Here is a 14,211-nt window from a genome sequence, read left to right on the forward strand (position 1 = left end):
CCTCATCCGGTGCCGCCGAGCCGGCGCGCGTAGATCAGCAGGAAGTAGCGGAAGCCGGCGGTGAGCCGCAGCGGCGGCACACACGCGCGGTTGCGTTCGTTGAAGTGGCTGACGATGTAGGTGAAGCCGTGCTCGTCCAGGCGGCCGAGGATGCGGTGCAGCGTCTGCGGCAGCTCGTTGAAGCCGTGGTACTCGATGAGCACCTGGTCCACCTGGGCGAGCCGGTCGCCCAGTTCGTCGACGACCTCCCATTCGGAACCCTCGATGTTGAGCTTGAGCAGCGACACCGGTTCGGAGACGTAGCCGCTGAGGGTCTCCGCGGGCACCGTGGTGATGCGGCCCGGGGCGGACCGCACGCGCAGGCTCCCCGCGTCGGTGCCGGTGGCGAGGAACTCCAGTTCCCCCTTCTGCCCGGCGAGGGCGATGTTGTGCGCCCGCACGTCCGCCGCGCCGTTGCGCTCCAGATTCCCGGTGAGCACCTCGAACAGTTCCGGGTCGGGCTCGAAGGCCAGGATCCGCGCGCCGGGGAACAGCCGGCGCCAGTGCAGCGCGCTGAGCCCGAGCCACGAACCGCCGTCGATGATCACTCCGGGCGGCGCGAGGCCGTCGACGTCGTAGATGCGGTCCCGGAACAGCAGTTCCACGGTCGACGCGAACGCGCGCGGGTGGCGGTATTCCAGCTCCCAGGGGCCGAGCCGGACGGTCCCCTGGGGCGGGCAGCCGGGTGCGCGCAGCCGCGCGCACAGCTCCGTGATCTCTTCCGGATCGACCACGGCACCGGCGGCGGGGCGAAGGTACCGGTCCGACACGGGCGCTCCCCTCACATCGTCAACGTTGGACACGTGCGGCACCTCCCGTCTCCAGCGCCCGGTCCAGCGACCGGGCGAACGCGTCCGCGACCACGTCGACGGTCTGTTCGTCGTGCGCCCGGCTCACGAAGTTGGGACCGGTGCGCGCGAGCACCCCGCGCCGGGCCAGCTCGCCGACGATCTCCTGGTCGACGGCGGGAGTGCCGGTGAAACGCAGGTAGGGCATCTGGTCGTGGCCGTGGACGACCTTCCCGAGACCCTTGGCGGCGGCGACGCCGTCGAGGGCCTCGCGCAGGCGCCGCCCGGTCGCGGCCAGGCGTTCGTGGTGTTCGGGCTGGGCGTACTCGCGCAGGCACGCCTTCATCACCTCGAACACCAGGACGTCACCGGTCCGGGCGGCGTCGCCGTCCTCCGGCGCCGCGTCCACGACGTCGGCCCGTCCGGCGACGGCCGCCGCCGACAGGCCCGAGGCCAGTCCGTGCGACAGGCAGGCCAGGTCCGCGACGACCTCGTGCCGGGCGGCGAGCCCGCCGGGCATCCGGAACGCCGTGAGGCCCTCGTCCAGCATGAACAGCGTGCCCTCGCGATGGCACGCCCGGCGCAGCCGCCGCAGGAAACCCTCGGTCAGGGGGCGGTGGAGCGGCCCGGCCACGAGCACGGCGGCGATCCGGGCCCCCTCCGCGGCGACCAGGTCGATCAGGCGTTCCTCGTCCGCCACGTCGTCGAGCGGGGCGATATCGAACGGGGTGACGTCGGCCCCGGCGGACGTCCGCAGCGAGCCGCCCGACGGCCAGGCCACCGGCCCCGCCGCCACCACCGCCGGGCGGCCGGTGAACCGGCGGGCCGCGTCGGCGGCCGTCCGGACGGCCTGGACCGCGCCGGAGGAGAACCGCACCGCCTCGGCTCCCGGCACGGCCTTGGCGACCAGATCCGCCGCGACGACGCGAGCGGGGAACGCCGGCGCCAGGGCCAGCCCGTTGACCGTCCGCTCGCGGATCGTCCGCGTGACGGCGGGATGGTCGTGCCCCAGGATCACCGCCCCGTCGCCGCACAGCAGGTCGATGTAGGGGAGACCGTCCACGTCCCAGACGACGGCTCCCTCGGCCCGCTCCAGGAACGGGAGCGGGGAGTCGTCGTGCCGGTCGGCCGGGCGGCCCGGCGGCGTGCCGAGCAGCCGCCGCTCGTCGGCCCGGTACGCGGCCGACCGCGGCCGCGGCGGGACGTCCCCGTCGCGGGGCAGGCCGAGGGCGCCGCCGGGGGAGGGCCGCCGGGGCACCAGGACCTTGTGCGAGTCACGCTTGCGGAGCCAGTCCCGGCCGATGTCGCGGACCACGACCTCCTCGGTCCACAGCGCGTTGTGGTAGGTCCGCGAGTCCTCGGCGATGACATGCTCCCGGACCCGTTCGTCCGGGCAGCGGATCGGGTCGGACAGCACCAGCGCCTTGGCGAAGGTCGGCACCCAGCGGGCGGTCTGGTGGACGTGCGGGCCAAGCGGCAGCTTGTACGCCGCCCAGCTCGCCGCGGTGAGGCGGCGCAGCGGGACCCTGGTGCCGGGGACGGTCTCGACCTCGCCCTCCCGGTCGAACGTCCCGCCCCGGGCGACGTGGTCGCTGGCGAAGCTGATCTGCGTGCTCTCCTGCTCGACCAGGTCCTCGACCAGCGCGTCCAGGTCGACGTCGCGGATGAACTCCCAGTCGTCCTCCAGATGGACGCCGACCGGCGCGCGCTTGTGCGCGAACAGCACCGACAACGCCCCCTGGAGGCCGACGTGCCGGGGGAACTCCTCGACCACGACGGAGCAGACGCGGTCGTCGGCCCGGGGCAGGTCCCGCAGGAAGGCGCGCACCTCCTCGGCCTCGTCCTCGCTGACCGGATACGCCGGGTCGACGGTCACCAGAACGCGGAAGCACCCGGAGTGACGGACGCGCCGGAAGAACGAGCGGTACGTCCGGATCAGCGTCGGCCGGAGGGTGGAGGTCGTCGTCAGCTCGACGCAGCCGGCCCGGGGGCCGTCGTGAGCGCGCGCGTTCACGACGCGGACAGCAGCCGCGACGGCGGCGGGTTCAGCGATCGCAGTATCTCCAGGTACTCCATGTCCGGCGGTGGCGGTATCTGCGGAACCTCCGGTGTGGAGATCCACTCCTGGGACGTCCACCCGCGCGTCAGCTCCGGCCAGTCGGGCGTGGCCGGCCAGCCGTGCGGATGCAGGAACTCGGGGCGGATCGGATCGGTCGGGAGCTGGTAGCGGACGTCGGCCGACACGCGGACCCGGTCGCTGCGGTTGGGCCTCGACCCGTGCACCGTGAGGCTGTGGAAGATCACGATGTCGCCGAGCTGGTACTCGGCCGTGGCCCACCGCGGATCGTCGGGGTCCACGCGCACGTACAGCGGGCGCCTGCCGCCCACGTCCGGATCGGGGAGCCGGAAGCCCTCCCGGTGCGAGCCCGTTAGCACGCACAGCCCCTGATGCTCGGCCGAGCACGGCGTGAACGGGAACCAGACCGTCAGCACGTCGGTGGCCACGTGCAGGACCACGAAGTCCTGGTGGGGACGGGTCAGGAAGTCGGCGGGCCCGTCCACGGGGAAGGAGAGCCGGCACACGTGCGCCGGATGGCTGAAGACGCGGCCGCCGAGCAGCTCGGACGTCAGATCCATCAGGATCGGGTCGTGCGCGAGCCGGTGGAACGACTCGACGCTCTGCAGCTCGGCGTACTCCCGGGCCCTGGACTCGTGGGTGAACCGGCGGTCGCGGGACTTCACCCGGGTGGTGCCGGGATCGTCCAGCCAGCCGACCCGGTACATGGCGGCGCGCAGGTCGGCGGAGACCGCCTCGACCTTCGCCGGGTCCAGCGTCCCGGGCAGGAAGACGTAGCCGTCCTCCCGGAGCCGCCGGCGCAGTTCGTCGGTGTCGTCGCGCACATCACTGGAATCGCGCAGCGCTCTCATGTTCGCACCCCTCGTTCCGTCGTACCGTGACCGTCAGTAGAAGCGCTCCCCGAGCAGGACCTCGCCTCCCGGCGCGCCGCATTCGTCGCAGGGCGTGCGCGCCGCCGGGACGATCCACCCGAAGACGCGCTCGCCGTCGGCCGCCGCGCATCCGTCGCAGCGCGCCGCCAGCACTCCCCCCTGCCTGAGCCCGGCGGTGAAGCGGCGGTCCGCCGACCGGCGCAGACGGTCGTCGTGGGCGGCCAGCTCGCCGCGCAGCGCCGCCGGTTCCGGCAGTCCGGGGACGTCCGACCGGTGCAGGGGGTAGCGGCGCGCGATGCGCAGCCCCTCGTCCCGGACGCCGAGAACGAGCGGTACGCCGTGCCGCCGCAGCCGCCGCTCCGCGCGCCGCCGGGCGCCGTGCTTCTGGCCGCAGGCCACCGGTCGGACACGGACACCTTCGTCCGCCTGCCGCGTCCGCCACCGCTCGATCCGCCCGTCGTCCTTGTCGACGAGCACGCCGACCTGCGTGTCGGCGAGCGCCGAGGGCAGGGCCAGCCCGGAGCCGTCCCGGTGGTGCATGGCGACGAGGGCCAGCAGCTTGCCGGTGAACCCGACGTCGATCACCTCGGCGCCCGCGCCGAGCCGGTCGCGGTAGCGCTCGGACATGACGTAGAGCGTCGCGGTGACCGTGGGCCGCCCGTCGGGCAGGCAGCTGACGGTGAGGTAGGTGGTCCTGCCGTAGGAGGCGAGGGCGGGCGTGCGCACGGTCATCACCGGGAGGCAGAGCAGCTCGTGCAACCGCGTGATCGCCAGCCGGTGGCGTTCCAGCTCGTCCACGGCCCGGTTCTGCGGCACCAGCTGCGTCACCTGGACGGCGGGCCAGATGTGACGGTCCCGGAACAGCGGCTGGGCCCCGCCCGCCAGTTCGCGCAGCAGCCCCCCGACGGCCACGAGCGGCCCCTCGCCGCCGTGCTCGCGCAGCCATCCGACGCTGGCCGCCATGTTGTCGGGGGCGAGCACGCACGGCCCTCCCGCCTCGGGGACCAGCGCCTCGAAGACGTTGGTGTAGTCGCCGAACACGTCCCTGTACCCGGCGGCGGGCATGAGGAAGGGGTGTTCGACGATCGTGGGCGTCCACCACTGCGCGAGGACGGACTCGAACGCCGACACCAGGCGGCGCGCCAGCCGCAACCCGGCGTCCTGCCACACGGGAATGCCCCGGCCGTACGACCCGGGCAGCACGAACTGCGCGTCCTCGAGAGTGCGCAGGTAGCCGTCGCTGATCAACGCGAGACCTCCGCCGCCGCACCGGACCTCAGCAGCGCCGCCACGCGCAACGCCGCGTACCCCCACTGGGCGCTCCCGGCCACAGCTGACCGGCAGACGTAGGGTTCCAGCATCTCCAGCACCCGCCGCCCGCGCTCGTCCGCCGCCGCGGCGTCCGGCTCGAAGGCTTCGAGCAGGAGGAGCCGGTCGGTCTGCCCCTCCGGCATGACGGCCCAGCCGAGCGAGAAGGACGCCCGCATGCCGCGCCGCAGCCAGGAGCGGCTCACGATCTCGAAGTCGGTCCCCCACGAACGCAGGAACCACTCGCCGCCGTCCGACGTCTTCGTCCGCAGCGGATAGCGGAACCCGCGCGGGGTGCCCGCGGGCACGGCGGGGACGGCGAGCAGCCGGGTGAAACCGGCCTCGGCCAGCGCCTCCGCGGCGCCCTCGCAGATCTCGTCATCGAACAGCGGCATCCACGACCTCGATCGATCCTCGCCTGGAGTCGAGCGCGACCGCGCAGCCCAGCGGGAGGGTCGGCATCGGGTCGCAGTGGCCGGCCAGCACGCCCGCCACCACGGGGAAGCCCCGGGAGCCGTAGCGCTCGGCGACATGGCCCTGCAGTTCCTCCTCGAATCCGGGGTCGGCCCGGAACCCGTGTCCGACGATCATCCCGGCCAGGTCGTCCATGACGCCCAGCGTCTCCAGGTGGGTCAGCAACTGGTCGATCCTGCTCAGGGACGTCTGGATGGTCTCCCACAGCAGGACCGCGCCGCGGAAGTCGGGAAGGTAGCCGGTGCCGCCCAGCACGGACAGGGTGTCGAGATTGCCCCCGAGGAGCGGTCCGGCCGCCCTGCCCTCGGCGAGCCACGACCACGGGCGGCTGGGAGCGAGCGACCGCGGCCGCGTGTCCCGCGCGTCCCAGAGCAGGAACTCGTCGGTCCATTCCGGCGGCTGCCGCAACGGCCCCGGCGCCTCGGCCCGGCACAGGACGTCAAGGAAGCCGTCCCGGGTGTAGGGCAGCGGGGCCGGGAACTCGCCGAACTCGGCCAGCAGCGTCGGGCCGTGGAACGTCACGACCCCCGACCTGGTGACGCAGGCCAGCAGCAGCGCCGTGATGTCGCTGTACCCGACGATGATCTTCGGGTCGGCGCGCAGCGCGTCGTAGTCGAGCAGGGGCAGCACCGCGTTGCAGGTGTGTCCCCCGATCGTTGCCACGACCGCCCGCACCCGGGGGTCGCGGAGGAACTCGTTGAGCTCGTCGGCGCGCTCCCGGGCCGTGCCCGCGCTGTGGCCGGTGCCCCAGGTCCGCGATCCTTCCCTGACCTCGAACCCCATGTCCCGCAGGGCGTCGGCCGCCCGGGCGAACCGCCGCGGCGCGACGGGCGCCCCCGGTGCGGACGGGCTCACCACCCCGATGACGTCGCCCGGCCGCAAGCGCGGCGGCCGGGCGAGTTCCGTGCGTTCCAGAACCCGCCCGGCCATCATGCCTCCACGGCCTTGGTGAGGACCCAGGTCTCCCGCAGGGTCCGCGGGCCCACCGGCCGCGGCCGGTAGTCGTCGTAGACCTCCACGCCGGTGAACCCCGCGTCCCGCGCGAGCGACCGCAGATGCTCCCGCTCGTAGGCCCGCTGGGTGTGGCGCTCCTCGAACCGGGTGTAGGTCCCGTCGGCGGAGCGCACGAACAAGGTGATCAGGAAGTCGCAGCGGAACGTGTCCGGGTCGAACCGGTTCCGCCAGACGTACGCGAAATCCCCGAGGTCGTCGCCGTAGTGCGACGAACCGAACACCTCGCCCAGCTTGTGCCGGGAGTTGACGTCGAAGACGAAGGTGCCGCCCGGCCGCAGCACCCGGTGCACCGCCCGCATCGTCTCCCGCACCTGGGCCTCGTCGCACAGGTAGTTGACGCTGTCGAACAGGCACAGCACCGCGTCGAACGGCCCCTCGGCGGGCAGGTCGGGAAGCTCGGCCCGGATCAGGGGAGGCTCGGCGCCCAGCTTCTCCCTGGCCTGGTCCAGCATCCGACTAGAACGGTCCAAACCGGTGACGGAGTACCCCCGGTCGGCCAGATGCCGCAGGACCGTCCCCGTCCCGCAGCACACCTCCAGCACCTCGCGCACCGGCAGCGGACCGGCGCGCCACTGCTCCTCGACGAAGTCGCACCAGGACTCGTAGTCGTTCTCCGCCGTCCACCGGTCGTAGACCTGCGCCAGATGCTCGTAGGGCTGCGCCGCCTCTTCGGCCGTCGTCACCGTCATGGCTTGTGGACGTGGACCATCAGGTTCACCCCGCGGTCGGCCCATCCGGGCAGACCGTTGACGGCGAGCTCCTGCTCCAGGGCGACCTCGAAGACGGCCGGGTCGTCCAGCGACTTGGAGATCTCGCTCATCGTCTCGTAGGGGTAGGTGAAGTCCTCCGGCCCGGGGGTCAGCAGGGTGGTGACCCCGTAGACGCCGCGCACCTCGAATCCCGCCTCGGTCGCCAGCCGGGTCAGGTCGTCGGCGGAGAACACCCGCAGCGCCGGGACGTGCGGCGCCCACTGCACGACCGACGTCTCGGCCAGCTTGCGGATCTCCTCGGGGGAGGCGTGGTCCCGGTTGAACTTCGAGGCGAGCGCGTTGGCGTACCCCTGCCCCATGATCAGGCCGTTCTTGCCGCTCTTCAGCGCCCGGTGCATGGTGGCGAACGCCCGGCCGGGGTCGGTGTTGAAGCTCAGCATGTTGTAGATGCTGACCACGCCGTCGAAGGAGTCGCTGGGCAGCTCCGGAGCGTCCTCGATGTCGCAGTGCAGCAGTTCGATCCGGTCGGCGACGTCCTTGTTCGGCGCCTCGCCCAGATCGCGCGCGGCCTTGTCCAGCATCGCCGCCGACCGGTCGGCGATCGTCACGCGGGTGCCGAGCTCGCGCACGCACCAGCGGGCCCAGCGGCCGGTGCCGCCGCCGGCGTCCACGATGTGGTCACCGGGCCGCACGCCGAGATGGCGCCGGATCAGTTCCCGGATGACCTCGTCGCAGAGCCGCCAGTACGACGCCTCGTAGAAGCCCTCCACGTTCTGCGCGTAGGGCTGGAAGAACTCCTCGAACTTCTCGTCAGAGATCAACACCATGAACCGGGTCCTCCTGTGTGATGAGGGGGGAGCTGAAGATGGGTCAGGGCTTGAGCGTCAGGTGCGTCCGCGGGAAGTGGCAGACGTCCCAGATCGCCGGCATTTCGAGCAGACCCTGGAGAAGGCGTTCCCAGCCGAGGCCGAAACCCGAACTGCGGCGCCAGCCGTCCAGGTCCCGGGTCTGCAGGTACGGCGCGTAGTCGTCGGGCGGAAGCTGGAAGGTCTCCGCCTTGGCCGCCAGCTCGTCCGGCCCGCCGATCCGCTCGCCGCTGCCGACCACCTCGCGGTAGCCGGGCCAGATCAGGTCGGTGTTGTGGGCGACCTTCGGATCGGAGCCGGGAACCTCGGCGTGGTAGAAGGGCACCTCCAGCAGCGGGAACTGACTGACGGTCACCGGACCGCCGCAGATCCATGTCAGCCGGATCTCCTCCCAGCTGCCGAACGTGCCCTCCATGGTGAAGCGGCGGAACCGGTCCTCGCCGGTGTCCTCCCGGAGCAGGTCCAGCGCCTCGCGGAAGGTCAGATGGGTGTACGCCGAGGGGGAGGTCAGCGCGGCCAGCCCGGCCAGCCTGTCGGCCGGCAGGAAATGCGCGAGTGATTCCTCCTCGTGCTCGAGAAGGTCGCCGACGATGCGCGCGACGAGTCCGATCGCGCAGTCCAGGTTGTCCTGCTGGGAGATCCGTCCCTCGAACTCGACGTGGTGGAACTCCGAAAGGTGGGAGAAGTCGCTGTCCTCCAGGCGGAAGGAGTTGTACACGCTGTACACCTCGTCCACTCCGGGCTGGGCCAGCGCCAGTTCCAGATAGATCTGGGAGGACTCGGAGAGGAATGCGGGATTCGACAGGTCGAACCACGACAGGGTGACCGGACAGGTGTCCGTCGTGTAGCTGATCGCCTCTTTTCCGTGGACCGCTCCGGGCGAGGAGATCATACGGGTGACCAGCGGCAGGAGGGTGAACAGCGCACCCCGCCCGGAGAAGTACGAGTGCACCGTCGAGAAGATGCGGTGATTGATCCTGGCGATGCTCGCGAAGGACTTGTCGGTGGCCAGGTCCTGCACCCGTCGCTCGAATTTCGCGACGGGCACCTCCAGCTTCCTGACGTCCTCCACGGGTTCGCAGACACGGTTGCCGCGGAAGCGAATTCGACCGTCGTCCAGTGCCTCGTACGGACCCAGCAATTGATGTCCCTTCCCCGGGATGGCTGTTCTGGCCGCCCGCGCACAGCGGTATCGCCCGGCGCTCACCGGGCAGCTCCCACCGTCACACATGGCGGCACGTCGTTTTGTTTGTATGCAGGCGAAAGGCGTCCGGTTCGCCGGTTATCCGGTGGACGCGGGAAGCGGTTCGGCTGCCTGCCCTGAGGTGATTCGCCGTGACGACCTCGGCCCGGTGCGCGTGCTCATTGACACCATTGAGCGGTTACGTCGCCATGTGGAATGAGAGGGAAAGCCGCATGGGTGCATGCGCCCCATCCTCGACCGAGAAACACCAAGCTCGAACTCCCGCACCGACCATTTGAGGAAGCCGCTCATGAACATCCAAGTGACAGGACTTCACGTACGAGACGCCGAACCTCCTGATCAGACAGGTAGACGTACATCTGATCCGATATCAGACAGACCTTAACCACACGGGACGAGCGGTGTCGAGGGTCCAGATGCCCAAAGTTCGCCTGGTGTTCGTGACGAGACTCATGTTCGCGGACAGGCACCACCTGATCACGTTGCACAGGCATCAATTGGGCGTCTGTCCGGTCTCAATGCCGCCCCCGACCACACCCCGCACACCCGCCGACACGACCCCGGCACCCTTCCCAGCTCAGCAACACCATCGACCAGCACCGACACCGCCCACGGCGCAGGCCGGGCAGAAGCGAGGACGCGCGTAGTCGGGTGCGGAGACACGGGCAATCGCCCACTGGACGCCTCACCAAAGGCACTCACGCCGCTTACCGCCGTCCACTCCCGGCAATCCACACACGACCTGCATAAACAACCCCACACCACTGGGCGCAGCCCCCACGGCAGACTGGCGACACCCCACGCACCCGCCGCCGCGCGGACGATGCTTCCCCGTCGTGGGGTGGGGGTCAGGCGGTGGTGACGCGGGCTATGTGCCAGGGGGCGCCAGGGGTTGGGCGGGTGAGGGTGACGAACGCTATGGCTCGCACGGTCGGGCCCTTCCATTGGTCGCGGCCGATGGGGGTCACGGTGACCTGCCACTGGCGATACGCCATGGTGGGCGTGTCCGGGTCGAGGTCGCCCTCCGGCTGCCGCAGCGTCAGACGGACCCTGGCATAGGCGCGATGGGCCTTCCACTGCTGCGGCACAGGCCCGACGGCCTGCTCGGCGGCGACGCGGACGGCGTACTGGGGGGTCAGGTAGGGGCAGGCGCGCAGGTAGGCGTCGCGCTGGCCGTCGTCGATCGCGGCGTCCACGGTCCACATCACGGTCACGGCGGCCCGGGAGACCGCGGTGGCGTCACGCCGGTCGATGCCGCGCGGATCCGGCAGTCCTCCGTGAGGGGTTTCGGACGGCGCCGTGGGCCGGCAGGCCGTCGGCGTGGGCGACGGGGTGGCCGTCGTCGCGGCCGCCGGGGGACGGCGGGGCTCTTCTGTCCCGCACGCCGTCGCGGCCACGGCCATCACGGCCGCCAGGGCGATCAGGGGACCCGGCCGCAGGGAACGGGTCATCGCTTGTGCTCTCTCCTCAGTGGGTCAGGGGTCGACCGAGATGTGGACGTGGTCGAAGTGGTTCTGGGTGATGCTTCCGCGGTCCTCCATCAGCCGCCAGCCCTCGTCCGCCCGGGACGGGTTCCAGATGCGCTGCCGGTAGATGATGTAGTAGATGCCGAGCTTCTTGGCGTTGGCCTGCGCCCAGGCGGCGATCTCGTTGCCGAGCTGCGCCTCCTCCGCCGTCGGCGCGCCACTGCTGATCATGAAGTCGCAGGCGCGGCCCAGCGGATGCTCACCGCCGCCGGGGATGCCTCCGTTGGAGCGGTAGCAGCCGATGCCGCGCGGCACCTTGAACAGGGTCTTGATCTGGTCGCGGACACAGCGCATCCGGTCGGTGATGTTCTCGGCGCCCATGGCCGCCCCCGCGGGGCACTCCGTGCCGGGGGGATAGTTCCCCGCGGCCTGCGGTCCCGAGCCGCACGCGGCCGACCCGGCCATGTTGTCGCCGCCGACGCTGAAGTCCCCGTCGGCGTACTTCTTGGCCCACTCCAGGACGTCGTCGACGTACCAGTCGGCGTGGTTGTAGGCGAAGATCGCCTTGCGAATGTCACCCGGAGCGCCGCTGGCCTTGAGGTAGTTGGCCGCGCCGGGTATGGCGTCCTCGGGGTCGTAGCGGTCCTTGCGCCCGTCACCGTTGCCGTCGACCCCGTAGGAGTCCCAGGTGGGCTGCAGGAACTGCATGGGACCGCCGGCACCGGCATAGTTCTCACCGCTCTTGACACCGGGCAGGTCAGAGGTGCCGTGGTCGGTCTCCACCTTGCCGATGCCCGCGAGCACATTCCATGGAATGCCGTACTTCTGTCCGGCCTGCTGATAGAGCCGCAAATAGTTGCTCGGAATGGAGTTCGCCTGCTCGGACGCCTGTGGCTGATTAGCCGTTCCCTCGGAAGGGTTCGGGCACGCGTTCGCGGTGCCGCCGCCGAACAACAAGGTGACCATCAGTACGAAGCCGATCACGAATGCGAGGCCGCCGCCGATCACCGCCGTGGCCGGTGAAAAGGCGCCCCCGTCCGAAAACCGGAGCGCGCCGCGCGAACGCAGGAAGGCGGCGACACGACTGGCGTGGTGCCTCATGACCGGCCTCCGGGGGGCGGGCCGGCGGCGCCGGGCGGGCGGGGGGCGGCCCGGGCGCGTCGATCTTGTGCGCCGCCCCGTCGGGTACGGCGCCGTGGGCCGCGAGCCGCGGCCGTGGTGGTCGCGCACGCCGTGGAACGCCTGTCGGTGGGGGCGTTTCGGCGGGTATGGGAGATCAAGGCTCGCATCGGAACGTCAGACGCAGTCGGACGCGGCGCCGTTTCACGGCTCCTGAGGCGGGCTCCGCGCCGGCGGGCGACCCCGTCAGGGGGGACGTGCCGGGAGCATGACGGAGCTTCGCGAGCCGTCCCGGGCGGCGTCGTCGCGGGCCGCTCGCCCGTGCGGCGCCCGGGCTAAAGACGTCGTTGCTGGTCAGCCTCCCGCATCGGGGTCGGCGAGTCTTGTGACTACGAATAAGAATCGCCCCTCACATATGGTGACCAAGGGAGGTGGCATCCCTTCGGTGCCCGCCGATTGACTCGGCCGCGCCCCCCTCGGACAGGTCGACCGTAATGTAACGGTTCAAAAAGCCCCCGATCATGGCGCGCCGATGCTATAGCATGCCGACCTGCCCTGGAGATGCTATTTGAACCAGGGGACATCCTCGGTGCGTCGAAGGGACTATGACCATGAATGGTGTCCCCTTGGACGGTTCCGGGCCGCGTTACCTCGTGCCAGGGGCGACCACCTACATGACGGGCAGCCCGCCGAGCGAGCAGCCCAAAGTACGGCCGCACGTCGTACTCCAGCCTCGCCAGGCCCCGCCGCCCACCAGCCAGCTGGGTGTCTTCGGGTACAGCGGGCCCGGTCCCGCGTGGTGGTTCACCAGTTGCCACGGCGGTGCGGGGACATCGACGGTGGCCGACATCGTCCGGGGCGGGATGGCCTCTGGCCAGTACTGGCCAGTGCCCGACCCGCCCGGGTACGCCAGTGTCGTACTGGTGGCGCGCGGCCACGCGGGCGGTCTGCGTGCTGCCCAGGCCGCCGCGCGACAGTGGGCCGGCGGTGGCCTTCCGACCGTGCGCGTGGTCGGCCTGGTGGTGGTCGCCGACGCACCCGGCCGGCGACCGAAACCGCTGCGGGAGTTGCTGCATCTGATCTCGGGAGCGTTCCCACGGGTGTGGGAGCTGCCCTGGGTCGAGGCGCTGCGGCTGGGTGATCCCCCCGACCAGATCCAACTGCCGCCGGCGTTCTCGGAGCTTGCCGCCGATCTCCAACGCATCGTCACTGGAGGAACGCATGTTTAGCACTCTGATCACCGCCGCGGGAGACGTGGTCCACGCCGTGGCCGTCGCCATTCCCAACCCCGGGCAGGGTGAGGCCCCGCCCGGCGCCGCCCAGCTGGAGAAGATGCTGCGGTGGGTGGCCTGGGTCGTGTTCGGCCTCTGCGTGGCGGGCGTGCTGATCGCGGCCGGCCGGATGGCGGTCATGCACCGCAACGGTGAGGGCGGCGCGCACGCGTCGGGCCTGGCCTGGGTGGCCGCCGCCTGCATTCTGGCCGGCTCGGCGTCCGCGCTCGTGGGTGCCCTGATCGGATGAGGGAGCAGCCCTCGGCGGCCGACGACGGGCTGGAGGAATCCAGCCCGTTTCGGCGCCCCGCCTTCCTCATGTCGGCCGGGTTCCTGGCGGTGGTGGCGGTGCTGGGCGCGGTGACCTTCATCCGCAGTCCCGCGCCACGCTCCGAGCAGCCGTCCGGTCCCCAGGCCGGTGACACTCCGTCGACCGGCGCGACGCAGGCTCCCGCGAGCGGTTGCCGTCCGAGTGACACCTCACAGCAGGTCCCCGCGGGACCACCGCCCGGGGTCACGTGGCAGGTGTACAAGACGATGGCTCTGCCGTACTCGTCGGCAGCGGGCCCTCTCGTCGTCAGTGCCGACGGTGAGGTGGCGCGCTGCTTCGCGCACACCCCGCTCGGGGCGCTGCTGGCCGCCACTCACCTCAGCTCCCGCTATGTCTTCTCCACCCAGTGGCGTGTCATCACCACCGAACAGGTGATCCCCGGCCCCGGCAGGGACGCCTACGTCAAGCTGCGCAAGAACCGGGGCGTCGACGTGGTCGTGCCCGGCAGCCTCGGGCAGATCGCCGGGTTCCAGTTCGTCACCTACGGCCCGCAGACCGCGGTCGTCCAGCTCGTCATGCGCTTCTCCACCGGTCAGATGTCGGTGAGCGCGGTCACCGTGAAGTGGCAGGACGGCGACTGGAAGCTGGAACTCCAGCCGAACGGGTCACCGTCGGCCTCGCAGCAGCTCGTCTCGTCGCTGAACGGCTTCGCACGCTGGGGAGGTGTCTGAC

Annotated in this window: 15 protein-coding genes; 4 read left to right on the plus strand and 11 right to left on the minus strand. The window is 71.2% G+C overall.

Features of this window, described 5'->3' with window-relative positions; genetic code table 11:
- Positions 1 to 2: 2 nt before the first annotated feature.
- Genes ABD811_RS05785 through ABD811_RS05825 form a run of 9 tightly spaced genes read right to left on the minus strand, consistent with a single transcriptional unit; the run spans position 3 to position 9,289 of the window.
- On the minus strand, positions 3 to 809 hold the full coding sequence (locus ABD811_RS05785; RefSeq protein WP_344941884.1) for an FkbM family methyltransferase: 807 nt from the start codon (positions 807 to 809) through the stop codon (positions 3 to 5).
- 19 nt (positions 810 to 828) lie between these two features.
- Positions 829 to 2,841 (minus strand): aminotransferase class III-fold pyridoxal phosphate-dependent enzyme, encoded by a 2,013-nt coding sequence (locus ABD811_RS05790; RefSeq protein ID WP_344941887.1) that lies wholly within the window; start codon positions 2,839 to 2,841, stop codon positions 829 to 831.
- Positions 2,838 to 3,755, minus strand: coding sequence for a phytanoyl-CoA dioxygenase family protein (locus ABD811_RS05795; RefSeq protein WP_344941890.1), 918 nt, complete (start codon positions 3,753 to 3,755; stop codon positions 2,838 to 2,840). Before ABD811_RS05795 ends, ABD811_RS05790 begins: the two co-directional genes overlap by 4 nt.
- Positions 3,756 to 3,788: 33 nt before the next feature.
- On the minus strand, positions 3,789 to 5,024 hold the full coding sequence (locus tag ABD811_RS05800; RefSeq protein ID WP_344941892.1) for a hypothetical protein: 1,236 nt from the start codon (positions 5,022 to 5,024) through the stop codon (positions 3,789 to 3,791).
- Entirely contained in the window at positions 5,021 to 5,479 is a 459-nt protein-coding gene (locus ABD811_RS05805) for a hypothetical protein (RefSeq protein WP_344941895.1), read from the minus strand. The genes ABD811_RS05800 and ABD811_RS05805 overlap by 4 nt, the downstream gene beginning before the upstream one ends.
- On the minus strand, positions 5,463 to 6,488 hold the full coding sequence (locus ABD811_RS05810) for a S66 peptidase family protein (RefSeq protein ID WP_344941898.1): 1,026 nt from the start codon (positions 6,486 to 6,488) through the stop codon (positions 5,463 to 5,465). Before ABD811_RS05810 ends, ABD811_RS05805 begins: the two co-directional genes overlap by 17 nt.
- Positions 6,488 to 7,255, minus strand: a complete 768-nt coding sequence (locus tag ABD811_RS05815) for a class I SAM-dependent DNA methyltransferase (RefSeq protein ID WP_344941901.1) — start codon at positions 7,253 to 7,255, stop codon at positions 6,488 to 6,490. The genes ABD811_RS05810 and ABD811_RS05815 overlap by 1 nt, the downstream gene beginning before the upstream one ends.
- Before the next feature lie 2 nt (positions 7,256 to 7,257).
- Positions 7,258 to 8,109, minus strand: a complete 852-nt coding sequence (locus ABD811_RS05820) for a class I SAM-dependent methyltransferase (RefSeq protein WP_344941904.1) — start codon at positions 8,107 to 8,109, stop codon at positions 7,258 to 7,260.
- A gap of 43 nt (positions 8,110 to 8,152) precedes the next feature.
- Positions 8,153 to 9,289 (minus strand): amino acid--tRNA ligase-related protein, encoded by a 1,137-nt coding sequence (locus ABD811_RS05825; protein WP_344941906.1) that lies wholly within the window; start codon positions 9,287 to 9,289, stop codon positions 8,153 to 8,155.
- Positions 9,290 to 9,308: 19 nt separating this feature from the next.
- Here ABD811_RS05825 and ABD811_RS05830 point away from each other — a divergent pair, with 19 nt between their 5' ends.
- Positions 9,309 to 9,551: a hypothetical protein gene (locus tag ABD811_RS05830; protein ID WP_344941909.1), complete on the plus strand. Its 243-nt coding sequence runs from the start codon at positions 9,309 to 9,311 to the stop codon at positions 9,549 to 9,551.
- A 649-nt stretch (positions 9,552 to 10,200) separates the two neighbouring features.
- Here the strand turns inward: ABD811_RS05830 and ABD811_RS05835 are convergent.
- Both ABD811_RS05835 and ABD811_RS05840 read right to left on the minus strand, forming a co-directional pair.
- Positions 10,201 to 10,803 (minus strand): hypothetical protein, encoded by a 603-nt coding sequence (locus ABD811_RS05835; RefSeq protein ID WP_344941912.1) that lies wholly within the window; start codon positions 10,801 to 10,803, stop codon positions 10,201 to 10,203.
- Between the two features lie 24 nt (positions 10,804 to 10,827).
- On the minus strand, positions 10,828 to 11,802 hold the full coding sequence (locus ABD811_RS05840) for a lytic transglycosylase domain-containing protein (RefSeq protein WP_344941915.1): 975 nt from the start codon (positions 11,800 to 11,802) through the stop codon (positions 10,828 to 10,830).
- Between the two features lie 809 nt (positions 11,803 to 12,611).
- On the opposite strand from ABD811_RS05840, the gene ABD811_RS05845 reads away from it, so the two are divergent.
- The 3 genes from ABD811_RS05845 to ABD811_RS05855 are packed head-to-tail and all read left to right on the plus strand — an operon-like array spanning position 12,612 to position 14,210.
- Positions 12,612 to 13,166, plus strand: coding sequence for a DUF6668 family protein (locus tag ABD811_RS05845; RefSeq protein ID WP_344942365.1), 555 nt, complete (start codon positions 12,612 to 12,614; stop codon positions 13,164 to 13,166).
- Positions 13,159 to 13,458 (plus strand): hypothetical protein, encoded by a 300-nt coding sequence (locus ABD811_RS05850; protein ID WP_344941918.1) that lies wholly within the window; start codon positions 13,159 to 13,161, stop codon positions 13,456 to 13,458. Before ABD811_RS05845 ends, ABD811_RS05850 begins: the two co-directional genes overlap by 8 nt.
- Positions 13,455 to 14,210 (plus strand): DUF8175 domain-containg protein, encoded by a 756-nt coding sequence (locus tag ABD811_RS05855; protein WP_344941920.1) that lies wholly within the window; start codon positions 13,455 to 13,457, stop codon positions 14,208 to 14,210. The genes ABD811_RS05850 and ABD811_RS05855 overlap by 4 nt, the downstream gene beginning before the upstream one ends.
- Position 14,211 lies beyond the last annotated feature (1 nt).

Source organism: Actinomadura miaoliensis (genome assembly GCF_039536785.1).
Lineage (GTDB): Bacteria > Actinomycetota > Actinomycetes > Streptosporangiales > Streptosporangiaceae > Spirillospora > Spirillospora miaoliensis.

What these genes read in the sequence shown, in the direction of transcription:
- ABD811_RS05795 (WP_344941890.1), bottom strand. Translation starts at nt 3,755, where the DNA reads ATGAGAGCGCTGCGCGATTCCAGTGATGTGCGCGACGACACCGACGAA.
- ABD811_RS05805 (WP_344941895.1), bottom strand. Translation starts at nt 5,479, where the DNA reads ATGCCGCTGTTCGATGACGAGATCTGCGAGGGCGCCGCGGAGGCGCTG.
- ABD811_RS05810 (WP_344941898.1), bottom strand. Translation starts at nt 6,488, where the DNA reads ATGGCCGGGCGGGTTCTGGAACGCACGGAACTCGCCCGGCCGCCGCGC.
- ABD811_RS05820 (WP_344941904.1), bottom strand. Translation starts at nt 8,109, where the DNA reads ATGGTGTTGATCTCTGACGAGAAGTTCGAGGAGTTCTTCCAGCCCTAC.
- ABD811_RS05830 (WP_344941909.1), top strand. Translation starts at nt 9,309, where the DNA reads ATGGCTGTTCTGGCCGCCCGCGCACAGCGGTATCGCCCGGCGCTCACC.
- ABD811_RS05835 (WP_344941912.1), bottom strand. Translation starts at nt 10,803, where the DNA reads ATGACCCGTTCCCTGCGGCCGGGTCCCCTGATCGCCCTGGCGGCCGTG.
- ABD811_RS05845 (WP_344942365.1), top strand. Translation starts at nt 12,612, where the DNA reads ATGACGGGCAGCCCGCCGAGCGAGCAGCCCAAAGTACGGCCGCACGTC.
- ABD811_RS05850 (WP_344941918.1), top strand. Translation starts at nt 13,159, where the DNA reads ATGTTTAGCACTCTGATCACCGCCGCGGGAGACGTGGTCCACGCCGTG.
- ABD811_RS05855 (WP_344941920.1), top strand. Translation starts at nt 13,455, where the DNA reads ATGAGGGAGCAGCCCTCGGCGGCCGACGACGGGCTGGAGGAATCCAGC.